The sequence below is a fragment of the Methanospirillum lacunae genome (assembly GCF_003173355.1).
Classification (GTDB): Archaea; Halobacteriota; Methanomicrobia; order Methanomicrobiales; family Methanospirillaceae; genus Methanospirillum; species Methanospirillum lacunae.
In genome coordinates, this window is sequence record NZ_QGMY01000008.1 from 150639 (window position 1) to 164758 (window position 14120).

Consider the following 14120-nt stretch of genomic DNA (forward strand, 5'->3'; position numbering starts at 1 on the left):
GTGATAAAAGGCAATTCTGTTTTGAGAACCAGTCAGAGTGTATATCTAGGTTGTATACGCAGTAAGCCGCCAAATTTCTGTTTAACTCTTCATTTACATCATACAAGAAGAATACAACTACCCAGAAAGCAAAAATGATCAGGAATAATTTCGGTATGAATGATTATTGGGACTCTGAATTTTCTACTTCAAAGATAAAGAGTTCAGAACCCTTAAAAAACTCCGTATCAATAAAAATAGATTAAAAACCTGTTAAGATACCGGACTGCTGAATCATCCCTCTCCAAGCAATTCTAAAGCTACTTCATAGGGATTCTTAGGAAGTTCTCCCATTTTTTTGTTTGAAAAGAACGTATCCGGATGAATCTGTCTGAGTTGATCAAGAGATAGTCTATCAATAATATCCTGTGCAATCTTTTCTGCCTCTTTACTCTTTCCAGGGTTTTTCATCAGATATCCCATCCGCACATGCATGAGCATCGCTTTTTTTAGATCATCTTCTGATAACTGGTCAAATGAAGCGGAGATGAAACGTTCAGGTGCTTCTGCCATTATGCTCCACTCCCGGTCTTTGTCCCCATGTGAATAGTTGATTCTCCATATGCACTCCGTAGTACACCGGTCTGGAAGATTACAAGGCCGTTTTCATTACAATTCTTTTCGTATCCTTCCCGGTCCTTGATAGCATGATATTTATTGTGTATACCGAGTTCGAGTTCATAGAGGCCCTGCATTCCGGTTCCTTCAGATTCCCTGATAAACCAGTTGTTTGAGATGAAAAGACCACCTTCATTAAGGTGGGCACTGATATCCTTCAGTATAGCATCTAGGCGGTTCTGGTCTGCATAAAGGACATGAGAAACCAGGATGATATCATACTTACCCTCGGGAAGAGATCCCAACTTTCCTTTGATCGGTGTGATCCGATCCTTCATCTCATACCTGGTAATATTCTGTTGAAGGAGCTCGGAACTTGCAGGTTGTTCAAGAACCGATGCTTTTAGATCTGGATGGATCTGGCAGGTAGCCATGGTATACAGACCATGACCACTGCTAATCTCAAGAAAGGATTTTGCATCTTTAAATCCAGCCCACCGGCTGATAACTGTCGTAATGTTCTTGAGCATCCCCCTGATCTCCTGCTCTGCATGGGATGCACCCATCAGTGGGGTCTCCTGGTCAAACGTTGTTTTTGTTTCACCACTTGTCAGGTATGTTTTCAGATCATTCCAAGGGGACTCAGGCTCTGCAAGTGCCATAATGATATCTCCCTGGTAATACCTGCTGTTTGTTACAAAATGTAGGTTGGCTGACGGTGAGACCAGATATTTCTCTCCAGAACGCCTAACGATATCCAGGTAAAAGAGCATCCCAATCAGGGGTGCCATATATTCTATGGGGATTTTAGTCCCTTTACTAATATCTTCAATTGTGGCAGATCCATTTTCAGCCATCCAGTCAAATACTTTAAGTTGCAGGGCTGCCCGGATAACCATAAACTCCTTGTATACCTGGATGAGATCATCAACTACCTCAATGACCGGAAGTTCTGGCAATTTAATTAAATCAATCTCTTCTGTCATAATTCCTCGATAATTCGGTTATTCCCTTTCCGTTTCTCACTGGTTTTCAGCCATTGTTTTCAGGTGCGTATCTGAATATCTGGGGTCAGTGTTTCGGTAACTCCGGTATGAAAATACGGGGCAAGACCGGATTGTATCTGGTAATTCACGAGGCGGAAATAAAAAAAAGGTTAGTTTGCCTTGAGGTAGATATGACCCCAGACAATCTGTCCCTTCTTCTTCTCTTTCCGCTCTCCAAGGTCACCGATGTATTCATCAAAGGTGTAGGTCTGACCGTCACATTCCTTCTCGACAGTTCCAACCTTCTTGTATCCTGGCATTGGGTAGAGGAGTTTTCCAAGGATATATGCATCTCCCTTAACCAGTTGTCCACCGACACGGCCTTCAACATCTCCCTTGATGATGACCGTTCCGCCTTCAGCGTGGGTCAGGACATGGATGAAGACATCACCCTCAATGATGATGGTTCCACCGGTCATGGCGGTTCCAACATCATTACCGGCTTTACCTTTTACCCGGATCAGACCGCCGCTCATACCACGCCAGTCACCACGGTAGGCACTACCGACATGGTTGTCAGCATCTCCTTCAATAAGGATCTCGCCGCCTTCCATACCGATTCCAAGGAATGCATCAGCATTTCCCTTTACGGTAATCTTTCCGCCTCTCATCCAGCAGCCGACGTACATATCGGCATCGCTGTTGATGAGGATCTCACCAGCTGTCATCTGCTGGCCGAACCGCTTCATCTTACGGACATTTCCGTTGACGATGATCTTGGTATCGGCTGCGGTCTCTCCAGCTTTTCCGGAAAAGGAGAAGAAGTCTCCAAGTTTCCAGACAACTTTTCCCTCATGAGCCGGAAGATCTGCGATCTCGGTCAGAGATTTCCCTGCGAACTTATCAGGGGTTACACTGTAGCATTCGAGGTACAGCTCAGGCTGCTGTACCAGGGTCATTGTTACGGTTTCCATCTTTTGCACCTCAGGCTACTTCTACTTCAAGTGCCCGTGGGCGGTACACATGGTCGTCGAACACTGCATAGTTCTCAAGGTTAACAGTGTAACTCTTGGTGAACTTCTCTTTGATATCACGCATAACCTGTGAGTTTTCAGGCATGGTGACCTTGGTCCAGATGGTGTGTCCCTTCGGCTCTGCAACAATCTCACCATTCTGGACGATAACAACTCCTTCCTTGATGGTGTAGGCAGTCTTGGTGAATGCCTCTTCAATCAGTTCTGGGTCAGCCGGGATCTTCTTGGCATCAAGGTTGTAGATAGATACGTTTCCATCTGCACCCGGAGCAAGGCTGCCGTACATGCTTGACATACCAAGAGCCTTGGCCGGACCTGCACGGGTCATCATGGCAATATCGTAGAGGTTGAGTTCGCGGTCCATGGAGGCGAGATCGGTTGCTGCAATAACCTTGTCCTTACGCTTCATGGAGTCAAGGGTTGCATCACGGGCCTTTCTGGACATGAGCCACTTGATGATACGTGGGTAGCGGCTGAATGGTCCTCCGTTCGGATGGTCAGTGGTGATAAAGGTCCGCATCAGGTCTTTTGCATAGAGTCCAATCTCAAGACCGACTGCCCACTGGATACCAATGACAGCAACGTCCTTATCATAGACAAATGGCACGATACCTGAACCGGTTTCGAGTTCAACATCACAGTTTGCCCACTTGCGGTGGTTGAGTTCCATGAGGTGGTGCTCGAATGGACCGTCTGCAGTCATGGTGGTTGTTTCATCAAGAGTGACACATCCGAGATCGACGGTGATGTTTTCAGTCTTGTTGACGTAGTCCATGACTTCCTTTGCTGCAGATCCAAAGGTTGCCCAGCTGTCACCTTTGTAGGAGTGGAACTGAAGGTGAGTGTTATGCAGAACCTGTTCTCGTCCGAACTTGTTCTTTGCTTTGTATCCCTCTGCAAGCTTCAGGGTGTCAAGGGTATCTGTATAGTTACCCGGGTTTCCAAGGTTGTTGGGGTGCAGATGTATTGAGTGGGGCAGACCAAGGTACTCGTTGGTCTCGATAAGGCCCTTGACAATCTCGGCAGGGGTGATATCGAAGTAGGGAACAGGGTCATGGATAGTGTTACAGTTCTCTCCCCATGCCCAAGCTTCTGTGCCACCTGGGTTGACGACCTTGATACCAACACCGTATGTTGCCTTCAGAAGCCAGGCGACATATGCAGCGTTGTTCTCGATCTCCTTGTTCTTGAGGTACTCAAGACAGAACCAGTTGTTACCGAATACCGGCATGGCACTGATATCGAGGATTGGTGTGTCCCTGATCTCTTCATGCACGTGGGGTGCCATGAGTGGAGGCATTGCTGCCTCGTTGACGTAGGTGTATCCCAGACGGGAGTATGCATACCCGGTCTTCCAGGTGGTTGGAATTGAGTATCCCATCTCCATCCGTTTACCCTGTTTGAGAATCCCACCACGGTAGTCACCACGGAAAAGTTTGTCTTCAGGTCTCATCTCACGTCCAAGGTTGACTTTTGGGCCAACTACGTGTGTATGGATATCCACACCACCGGCCATAACAGTCTTACCACTGGCGTCGATGCTCTTTGCCTTTGAAGAGACCTTTTCTACGATCTTGCCGTCCTTGATAGCAATATCTGCTTTGTCTCCTTTGATTCCGGAGATTGGATCAAAGACGTATCCGTTCTTGATAATCAGTTCAGACATATTCAGGCCCCCTGTGCATTGAGTTCATCAACGCGGTCAGCGATCTTGTTCAGCAGTTCCTCATCGGTAAGGAGACCCTGTGGATCGAGAACCTGTCTGAACTGGATTGGTACGTTGTCCATCCTGTATACAATTCCGCCGGTGTCAACACCACAGATACAGACCGGAATGTGCAGGTCAGAGATCTCAGATGCCATGCAGACGCTTGGATCAATTGTAACCCAGGGGTGCTTTTTGAGATGCTGGACTGCCGGAATTGGGAAGTGTGCACCTGCATCGGTTCCGATGTTGATGAACATATCAGTTTCATCACGCATTGCCATATCCACTGAACTGGTCTCACCTGGATTCATGTGGGCATAATTCTTCTTGGTAAGGTCAAGGCAATACGGGAATCCGAATGTCCAGGACCAGACTACACCAGGACCTGCGATATTGTAGTGACCACGCATTGCCATGATCGTCCACTTGGCAACCTTGTTCAGGTCACGCATAAGGGAGATTGCAATGTCGATGTTGTGGTTACGTCCATCTGAATGGGTGAGTCCCATACCGTAGAAGACAGTACCGAACCTGGCATTGGCCATGATCTCGGCAACCTGGAGGATCTGCTCTTTTGGAACATCTGCAACGACATCAGGAAGATCATCTCCATGTCCGTGCATGACCATCCTGAATGCATCGAAGAGTTCGTAGTCGTGACCTTGCTTTACCCTGACATGAATATCAGCTACGTTTGCAGTATCAGTGTACCGTGGATCGATGACGACTACGGTACGCTTCTTCTGTCCCTTTCCGGTGAAGAATCCACGAGGGAAGATAGAATACCGCGACATGTGACGTGGGTGTGCGTGTGCCGGGTTGGATCCCCAGTAAACAATCACGTCTGCACGGTTCTTAACTTCTCCAAGGGTACACGTCGGGTACCCGTTATCGAATATTGCAAGGAAAGACGGGCCGTGACAGATGGTTGCACAGTTGTCAAGGCAACCACCTGCAGACTCCATAACACGGGCTGCTGCTGCCTGACCTTCACAGTTTGTTGAACCAAACCCGTACATGAGTGGCTTTTTTGCCTTGTACAGGTGCTGTGCCGTCCATTCGATGGCTTCCTCGTATGAGATCTCTTTCATCGAGCCATCTGGCTGGCGAAGCCGGGGAAGGCGGTGTCTGTGTTCTGAGCTTCCGTGTTTGAAGATCTCAGTTCCGATTGCACAGACATTCTCGACCTCAAGCACCTTTTTTCCGTCATCAGAGACAGTGACTCTGACATCATCGCAGGAGCAGCCACAATATGGGCATCCCACATTCTCGTATACCTTTGGCATTATTCCTCACCTTTCCACATGCCGACTGCACCCTGAACCAGATGGAGAGCAGTCTTCAGTTTCTCTTCCGGTGCAGGTTCCACAGTTACTGGAAATCCACTGTATTGGGGTGTTCCGGTTGACTGGGTACGGGGAGGAACGACCTGGTTTGCCCAGACACCCTGCCTTATGTGGCAGAGACCTGGGTATACTGTCTGTCTTCCGACAACAGCTTTGACAACGACCTGACCACTCTCGCTGGTGACCCGGACGTTAGTATTCTTTAAAATTCCCAGTTTCTTCATGTCCTGTTCATTCATTTCAATGATGTTACAGGCATCGAAGTATTCCGGAGAAGTTTTCCCTATTTCCATTGCGACACCTTCTTCGAAGGCACGCTGGGTTATCATGTTTAAGATGTACTTTTCAGCCATAGGATCTCCCGAAAATCCTACTCGTCATGTTCAGGTGTTGATCAGGTCTACACCATACCACTGATTGGTTTCCTGTTTTAACAGGAGTCAGAAAGGAGGTGTATAGAATGGTACGATTCGTAGATCACGAATATGAGCCGAACCCGATCGGCTTAAGATCAACGATCTCAATTCATAATCTGAATCATTAGTTCCATCTGGAATATCATCCAGAGGAGGTTTACCAAACCTAATCTGCAATCATACATCGGTTTTAATTTATTATATAAACCCAGGGGATGCGAAAGTTAGGCATATTGACCGATTTGTGAGAATTGCCCCCTGCGCTATAAAAATTTAAATTATGGGATTTTTACTTATTTTTATGTAATCCTGGGAGTTAAAATTATGACAATATTTGTGAAAGTCAACATGAATGATTGATATTTCCTGTTGCCGCAATGTTTCTCCTAATAAATATTTTGCACGAGGTGAATAATTAGTTGTAATTTATTATTGGTTATGATTAAATTACTTTAATGAAGATGGCAGTTGGAATCCAACCAGAATCACAATGAAGATAGGTCTCATGAGTTAGGCACTATGAGCGATCAATATATGCCTAAATCAGACCGATATTATTGACAAGACGCAGATTTTCAGGAAGTTATGCATCAGGGAAAACGAGGGTATGGATCTTTCTATATGTCACAAACCACAATCTGGTTGTCAGTTGGAGGTCGTATCCCTTAAAGATTTACCAGTCATAATGCCTAATTTTTTGTGACATCTTTCAGCAGATATTTATGAAGAGTTTTATCAGGAAAAAAGTAATCAAAGGGCATGAGTATCTGTATGAAATAACTCCGTATTTCGATCCTGATACAGGGAAATGGAAGCAGAAATCAAAATACCTGGGTAAGAATGTTGAAGGAGAGCCGGTTAAAAAGGAAAAACCTGCTGTTCCAAATCAAATTTTTGATCTAGGCCAATATATTCCTCCTTTTTGGGCTGTCCACGAGTATAAAATCCTGGAAGCATTGATTTCATGCTGTTCACCTGTTGAAGCTGCAACTCTTGTAGTACTCGCGATAAATCGACTGATACAACCCTGTCCTCCTGAAAATCTGTCGACATGGTATTCAGGTACCTGTATGCCACTCCTTATACCAGGCCCGGACCTGACCAAAGAAGAGGTAATTCAGACACTCGAGAACGTATCTGATACACCTGCTACAGGTATGTTTGCCAGAATGTTCTCTCTCGTCAACAAGTTATCTGATCAGCGAGTATTGATGACACTTCAAAGTACCCCTTCCTGTCAGACCGGGATCTCTTCAAATGGTCCGGAAATTGAAGGATGTCTGGAACGGGATCTCATGATGAGATTGCATTATGATCCTGTCATGAATATTCCGGTCGGGTGTGATTTCTTCTCATTTCAAAAAGAATCTATCGAAGATTCGATTAAGCAGGTAAAATCTGGGCATATTCCCGGGGGGATTATTCTTCCCCATTGGGATTATATGTCCCCATCACTGATTCCCCTCATCATCAGAAATGAATGCCCGTTTATCATCAGAACAAATCTTGGGTATGAACCAATTTCATCGCATATATCTGAGTTAGGGGGGCAGGAGTACCATTCGACAAACATCAGGTATTACCAGGGACAAGCCTGCTATGTCAAATCATTCTCTCCAATAATCGGAGGACATAAGGTAATGGGATTTTTCCTGCATAATATTAGAAAAGAGCAATCTGATCGCTTATTATTTCACAAAAATCTGCAAAACATCAGGGATTTGATCCAGGAGATGAGTATCAGTGCCTGGATTGAAGAGGAGAAGTTGGAAGAGATTGCAGGTCCGTTTAAATCATTTTTCTCCCGTGAAGAAGCAGGTGAGATAACAACAGTACGACGTAATGAAGAAGAGATTAATCGGGCTCTTATGCAGTTTGGAAAAGACGGAGTACTCTATCAGGGTGACCTTACATGGGAATTCTGTTTTAATCTTGTTGATATCAGAAATGAATTTGAAGAAGAAATTAACAATTATATCAACGAATTTGAACGCGATTATTCTAATTTTCGGACAGAACGAATAAAAGCAGGCATCTATTTCGTTGCATTTCTAACTTTTCAGATCCGCCATTTAGTTGAAAATCGCTTGAAATCGATGAAAATTAAGCATGTTTCTACGGTTGAATCATTAATTGCAGAATTAACTCCGATACACCTGGTTAAAAGTTCTGATTTTATGGTGGTTCCAGGGCGACTCAAACGTGAACAGAAGATACTGCTCTCATTTTTTGGAGGGATTCCCTCATTACTCGATATCTAAAAAGGACTGCATGAGTATCACCGAAAGATACTCTACAGTATACTAATCGATCAGAAGACTGGTGCGAATCTAAATTTAATATGGTATTTCCGGTTTTGACATTAATCCATCATACCATAAAAAAAGGGATGATGGTCAGGTTTATTTCTGGAACTCTTTGATTGGACTTGGTCCAAGTTCCCGGATCTTGGCGCTGACATCTTCCATAACTTTACCCCATTTTGCACCCTCAGATGCTGAAACGAAGGTCATACGGAATCTCTTGTCGTCAAGACCGATGTTCTTCATCAGGGACTTGATCATGAACATCCTCTTTGCTGCCTTGTAGTTTCCTTCAAGGTAGTGGCAGTCACCGAAGTGGCATCCGGAGACGAGAACTCCGTCTGCACCGTCGACGAAAGCTTTCAGGATGAAGAGCATATCAACACGGCCCGTGCACATGACACGGACACCACGAACATCTGGCGGGTACTGGATACGGGCACCACCAGCAAGGTCTGCTCCGGCATACGAACACCAGTTACAGATGATTGCCTGGATTTTTGGGTTCCACTCGTCAGACATAGTTACTCCCCTCCGAGGAGGTATGCATCAATCTGTGCAACAATCTGTGGAGTTGTGAAGTGCTGCATCTTGATTGCACCACCTGGACAGAATCCACCACAGGTACCGCAGCCTTTACACTTTGCTTCGGTAACCTGCATGACTGTCCGTCCGTCCTTCTCTACCAGATCAAGTGCACTGTATGGGCAGAGTTTAATGCACATACCACAGCCTGCACACAGATCCTGTATACACTGGGCGAAGTATGGCTCAAGTTCCACATGCCCGATGTGGATTGGAATAGATGCTGCTGAAGCTGCACCTTCTGCCTGTGCTACTGTGTCAGGGATATCTTTTGGTCCCTGGCAGACACCAGCAAGGAATACACCGGCAGTAGTAGTTCCACAGGGGTTCAGTTTCGGGTGTGCTTCAAGCATCCAGCCATCTGCAGAGGCTGAAACACCGAACTTCTTTCTGAGGACATTTGCACCATCGATGGGCTGAACTGCTGCTGCAAGAACAACGAGGTCACATTCGATGTCAACCGGACGGTTGAGAAGTGTGTCTTCAGCAAAGACATGCAGATTCTTGGTATCAGGATCTTCAAGGATGTTTGCAACACGACCACGAATGAACTTAGCTCCTTCGTTCTGGATACGGTAGTAGAACTCCTCGTATGCCTTACCGAAGGATCTGATGTCCATGTAGAAGATGTATGCTTTGCAGCCCTCGATCTTTTCCATGATCTGGTGGGCGTGCTTGAGCGAGTACATACAACAGAATCGTGAACAGTATGCTTTGTTGACGCCACCGGTGTTGTCACGTGACCCTGCACAAAGGACGAATCCGACTGACTTTGGTGTCTGTCCATCGCTTGGGCGAACCAGGTGACCCCCGGTCGGACCGGATGCACAGATCAGACGCTCGAATTCAAGGGAATGGATAACATTCTCGTGTCGTTTGTATCCCCATTCTCTCTTCTCTTCGATTGGGATGTAGTCGTATCCGGTTGCCAGGATAACAGTTCCAACCTTATACTTGGGGAACTCGTCAACCATCTCAAGATCGATTGCTTGCTTGGTACCGCAGGCCTCGACACACAGACCACATTTGACACATGAATCAAAGTCTACGGTGTAGATCAATGGCACTACCTGAGCGTGATTGATGTAGATGGCCTTGCGTGGAGCCATACCGAACTCGAATGCATTTGGCTTAATGACTGGACAAACTGCGGTACAGTCTCCACAACCATTACAGCCACCTCCAACGATACCCTTGGCTGCTGCCTCTACGGGGTTCATGACACCACGAGCCTTCTTGCGGAGGGTGACTTCGAAGTTACCGATGTACCCTTCTACATCTTCGACTTCATGGTAGGAGAGGAGCACGATGTTCGGGTGACGTCCTGCATCCACCATTTTTGGCGCAAGGATACACTGTGAACAGTCGAGGGTTGGGAAGGTCTTGTCGAGCTGTGACATGCGGCCACCAATGCTCGGAGACTTCTCAACCAGGTAGGTTGTAATTCCTGCACTTGCAAGGTCCAGTGCTGCCTGGATACCACCAACACCACCACCAACGACCATTGCTGCCTTTTCGACAGGAACTGCCTTTGGAACGAGGTCTTCGAGGTAAATTGCCTTGGCAACTGCCATTCTGACCTGGTCTTTTGCCTTTGCAGTTGCATCGTCATGCATACCATGCATGTGAACCCAGGAGTTCTGCTCACGGATGTTTGCCATCTCAAAGCGGAACATGTTCAGGCCACCTTCCTTGGTTGCAATTCTGAATGTGGGCTCGTGAAGACGTGGAGAGCAAGCTGCTACTACAATACCGGTAAGGTTGTGCTTCTCAATGGCCTCCTTAATCATTGTCTGACCTGGAGTGGAGCACATATACTGGTAATCAGCAGCGTAAGCGACATTAGGAAGTGTCTTAGCGTACTCTGCTACATCCTTGACATCAAGGGAACCGGCAATGTTGGTTCCACAGTGACACACGAAGACACCGATTTTTGCTTCTGTATTTTCTGCCATGTCATTGCCTCCTTACAGCACCTTCTCCAGGAATGGAGCACAGTCAATTGCATGCAGATCAAGAGCAAGATCCTGTGGGCTCATACCCTGTGCAAGACCAAGCAGTTCATTGAAGTGCAGAACAGGAATGTTGTACACATCGCCGAACTTCTCTTTGATCTCAATCTGACCACGGTCAAACTGGAGCTGACAGAATGGACAGAGTTCAGTGATTGCATCGGCACCAACTTCAGAGATATTGATGAGTTTCTCGTTGGTGATGTCGAGAGCATGGACGATATCGTATCCACGGACACCGCCACCAGCACCACAGCACTGCATTTTATTACGGTACTGAACTGGCTCTGCACCGACTGCTGCTACAAGTTCTTCAAACCACATTGGGTTCTCGGTGTCACCAAAATGACGATCCTTTTGTGGTTTCATTAAGTGGCAGCCGTAGTGACAGGCAACCTTTGCTCCGGTCATTGGAGTGGTTACTGAGTCACGGATCTTCTGAACACCACAGACTTTGGGGTCGTAGTAGAGCTCGGCAAGGTGGAATACATCGATGGTTCCCTTGTATTCCATGTCGATCTCTTTCAGAACTTCGTTGACCTTGTTTCTGAGTTCCTCGTCGTGCTTGAGAATGTGGTTTACTTCCCAGATCGACTTGTAACATCCATTGCACACAAGTGCAATGTCCTTCTTCATCTGCTCAGCGAGGACAAGGTTCCGGGCTGCCATGGCGTACCAGACAGTCAGATCGATGGAACCGAATGCACCAGGTGCCGGGCAGCAGCTGGCTCCTTCAAGGGGCAGTAATTTAATGCCGACCTTTTCACTGGTCTTGATTGCGGATGCTTCACAGCCGGGGTACCGGTTTGGTGCAATACATCCGAGGAACAAAGCGTATTCGTGCACGTTTAGTCCCCCTTGAGGATACGGTCAGCGTTCTCTTTCAATCCGTAGTGGTCCAGGATCTTCTGGATACCCTTGATATATTCGGGGTACATGTGGGTTGTTGGTGGGTCAGCGGTCAGGCCAAGTCTCTTTCTTGCGGCCCGGTTGACATCGTTGTTCGGAACACCGTGACCGGAGTTGTAGATCAACTGGACGGTCTGGAGGAAGTTGCGTGGAACAATGTCCTTCTTGAATGCAAGATTCCGCATTGCCATGATGACATCGGTTGGAGCGATGTCACGTGGGCACCGGTCAGTACATGAATAACAGGTGGTACATAACCAGAGATCTGGGTCGGTTAATGCTTCGTTCTCGAGTCCAAGTACATTCCGGCGCATGAACAGGCGAATCCTGTATGTGCTGCGGGGTGCAGATGGGCAGGAACCGGTGCAAGTACCACACTGGTAACACATATTTGCGATTGTGCGGCTTGTCTTTATAACGTCCTTTGTGAACTCTGGATTTGACTGACTGTTGTGATATCTTGTGTCAGCAAGTTTTTTGTTCAGTTCAGGGTTGTCGTAACTTTTTGCAGCCATTTCTATCCTCTTTTACTGGCCGACCGCCTTCAGTTCGACCGAGCCCATTCCTGATGCCTTTTCCCGAACCATTGAGGTTCTGGCAGTACAGAGTTTGGCTTTGATCTTCTTGAACAGGTCAGTCTCTTTGCCCTTGATTCTGACTGAGTCACGCCTGAGGTAGATAATGTCCTCACCAGGACAGGCGTTTACACAGGCACCACAGAGGATACAGAAGTCTTTGTTGACTGCGATGTTTGCCTCAATCTTACCGTGCATCTCCTTTGCAGGAAGCGGGGATGGGGTATAAATCGCGTTTGCTGGGCAGACATCGACACAGGTTGAGCAACCTCCCGGACACTTTTCAGGATGGAAGGTGATCTCTCCCTCAAAGATCTTGTTGACTGTGATTTCTTCGGTTGGGCAGTTGATGGCACACCAGCGGCAGGTGCAACAGTCATCCTCGATGATGCTGACCTTTCCAAGGTTTACCTTCCCTGACATCTCACGGGTTACTTTGATGGCATCGTTTGGACAGGCTTCTGCACAGACATTACATCCGTCGCAGTAGTCACTGTCCCAGATAACGCGACCTTCAACCTTTCCAACTTCCGGAGTGTAAGGTTTATGCTCAACAGTTAATGCCTGACAGAGATTTCCGCAGATACCACACTTGGTGCATTTCTCATTGTCGACCTCGAAATCAATCTTTAAATTGACTCCCTGGCCTTTGGCTAGACCCTCACAGTCCTGACCCTCAAAGAGTGGGACGTCACGGTCTATTGCATCACGTGGGCATACATCCTGGCAGATGTTGCAGCGGACACATTTCTCATCATCGATAGATGTGCCCTTATCATAGGTTGGGAATCCCTCTTTCTCAAGAATTGGGAGCCGTTCTTCGTTGTTTATCTTCAGAGAGAGAGCTGTGAAGGGGCACATGATGACACAGACACCACAGTATGAGCATTTTGTCTCATCAATGTGGACGCTTGCTGCATCACAGACCAGACCACGCTGGACTCCTCCAACAGCTCCAACAGCTATTGCTTCTTCAGGACAAACCTCGCGACAGATTCCGCAGCCCGTGCAGATATCATTGTCGAGGATGAGGTTGTTGACCTGCTGAAGAAGCCGCTGCTCCATGATAACCCGGGATCCATCATAGGACTTCGAGTACTTCGGAAACAGTGTTGACATTAAGATACCTCGTAAGTGTTCACGATTTCGGTTCTGATAATATACCCTGGACGTGCCTCAGGCGAATGCCTTATTAGGCGTTTGTCCCGACAGCTGAATCACATCGTACGGGCATGCATCAACGCAAATCCCGCATCCGGCGCAAAGTTCATGATTCACATCAAGAATAATTGCGTCGCCATTTATGACCTTATAAATCTTATCGGTCGCAGAGGCCTCGGATGGAGAGATTGTGTTGAGTTCCAGCGCATTGACCGGACATGCCACCACACAATTGTTACAGCCGGAGCATCGCTCAATGTTCACATGTACTGCAAATGCCATATCTTACGCACCAGCCTGATCGATTAAAATCGACTGCACAAAGGTTGTAGGAAAATATAGATAAAGGTATTGAATTTTATCGCGTTTTCTGCCCTTTTTTCTAATAAAATGTAAATTACTCCTTTTTTATCTACGCCTCAAAATAAGTGATATTATTTATACACTTGAATGTATCTATCATGATTGTTCATTATGATTGTAAATTT

Annotated in this window: 13 protein-coding genes; 1 reads left to right on the forward strand and 12 read right to left on the reverse strand. The window is 46.7% G+C overall.

What is annotated here, in order from left to right:
- Positions 1 to 273: 273 nt before the first annotated feature.
- From DK846_RS10865 to DK846_RS10890, 6 genes are all read right to left on the reverse strand, one after another.
- Positions 274 to 552 carry a hypothetical protein gene (locus DK846_RS10865; protein WP_109968978.1) on the reverse strand — a complete coding sequence of 93 codons (279 nt, stop codon included), beginning with the start codon at positions 550 to 552 and terminating at the stop codon, positions 274 to 276.
- The gene (locus DK846_RS10870) at positions 552 to 1583 is read right to left on the reverse strand and encodes a class I SAM-dependent methyltransferase (RefSeq protein WP_109968979.1); all 1032 of its coding nucleotides are present in this window, start codon (positions 1581 to 1583) and stop codon (positions 552 to 554) included. Before DK846_RS10870 ends, DK846_RS10865 begins: the two co-directional genes overlap by 1 nt.
- Positions 1584 to 1753: 170 nt before the next feature.
- Positions 1754 to 2557 (reverse strand): formylmethanofuran dehydrogenase subunit C, encoded by an 804-nt coding sequence (locus tag DK846_RS10875; protein WP_109968980.1) that lies wholly within the window; start codon positions 2555 to 2557, stop codon positions 1754 to 1756.
- A gap of 10 nt (positions 2558 to 2567) precedes the next feature.
- Positions 2568 to 4283 (reverse strand): formylmethanofuran dehydrogenase subunit A, encoded by a 1716-nt coding sequence (locus tag DK846_RS10880; protein ID WP_109968981.1) that lies wholly within the window; start codon positions 4281 to 4283, stop codon positions 2568 to 2570.
- A gap of 2 nt (positions 4284 to 4285) precedes the next feature.
- Complete coding sequence (locus DK846_RS10885) at positions 4286 to 5611, reverse strand: formylmethanofuran dehydrogenase subunit B (protein ID WP_109968982.1); 1326 nt, start codon at positions 5609 to 5611, stop codon at positions 4286 to 4288.
- Positions 5611 to 6024 carry a molybdopterin dinucleotide binding domain-containing protein gene (locus DK846_RS10890; protein ID WP_109968983.1) on the reverse strand — a complete coding sequence of 138 codons (414 nt, stop codon included), beginning with the start codon at positions 6022 to 6024 and terminating at the stop codon, positions 5611 to 5613. The genes DK846_RS10885 and DK846_RS10890 overlap by 1 nt, the downstream gene beginning before the upstream one ends.
- Positions 6025 to 6809: 785 nt before the next feature.
- Here DK846_RS10890 and DK846_RS10895 point away from each other — a divergent pair.
- The gene (locus DK846_RS10895; protein WP_109968984.1) at positions 6810 to 8348 is read left to right on the forward strand and encodes a hypothetical protein; all 1539 of its coding nucleotides are present in this window, start codon (positions 6810 to 6812) and stop codon (positions 8346 to 8348) included.
- Positions 8349 to 8489: 141 nt separating this feature from the next.
- Here the strand turns inward: DK846_RS10895 and DK846_RS10900 are convergent, their stop codons facing one another.
- From DK846_RS10900 to DK846_RS10925, 6 genes are read right to left on the reverse strand one after another with little or no spacing between them, the layout of a single operon-like run.
- The gene (locus DK846_RS10900) at positions 8490 to 8912 is read right to left on the reverse strand and encodes a hydrogenase iron-sulfur subunit (RefSeq protein WP_109968985.1); all 423 of its coding nucleotides are present in this window, start codon (positions 8910 to 8912) and stop codon (positions 8490 to 8492) included.
- A gap of 2 nt (positions 8913 to 8914) precedes the next feature.
- Positions 8915 to 10930 (reverse strand): CoB--CoM heterodisulfide reductase iron-sulfur subunit A family protein, encoded by a 2016-nt coding sequence (locus DK846_RS10905; protein ID WP_109968986.1) that lies wholly within the window; start codon positions 10928 to 10930, stop codon positions 8915 to 8917.
- A 12-nt stretch (positions 10931 to 10942) separates the two neighbouring features.
- Positions 10943 to 11833, reverse strand: a complete 891-nt coding sequence (gene hdrB / locus DK846_RS10910) for a CoB--CoM heterodisulfide reductase subunit B (RefSeq protein WP_109968987.1) — start codon at positions 11831 to 11833, stop codon at positions 10943 to 10945.
- 2 nt (positions 11834 to 11835) lie between these two features.
- Positions 11836 to 12411, reverse strand: coding sequence for a CoB--CoM heterodisulfide reductase subunit C (hdrC, locus tag DK846_RS10915; protein ID WP_109968988.1), 576 nt, complete (start codon positions 12409 to 12411; stop codon positions 11836 to 11838).
- A gap of 12 nt (positions 12412 to 12423) precedes the next feature.
- The gene (locus tag DK846_RS10920) at positions 12424 to 13590 is read right to left on the reverse strand and encodes a 4Fe-4S binding protein (protein ID WP_109968989.1); all 1167 of its coding nucleotides are present in this window, start codon (positions 13588 to 13590) and stop codon (positions 12424 to 12426) included.
- A gap of 57 nt (positions 13591 to 13647) precedes the next feature.
- The gene (locus tag DK846_RS10925) at positions 13648 to 13914 is read right to left on the reverse strand and encodes a 4Fe-4S binding protein (protein WP_109968990.1); all 267 of its coding nucleotides are present in this window, start codon (positions 13912 to 13914) and stop codon (positions 13648 to 13650) included.
- Positions 13915 to 14120: the final 206 nt, after the last annotated feature.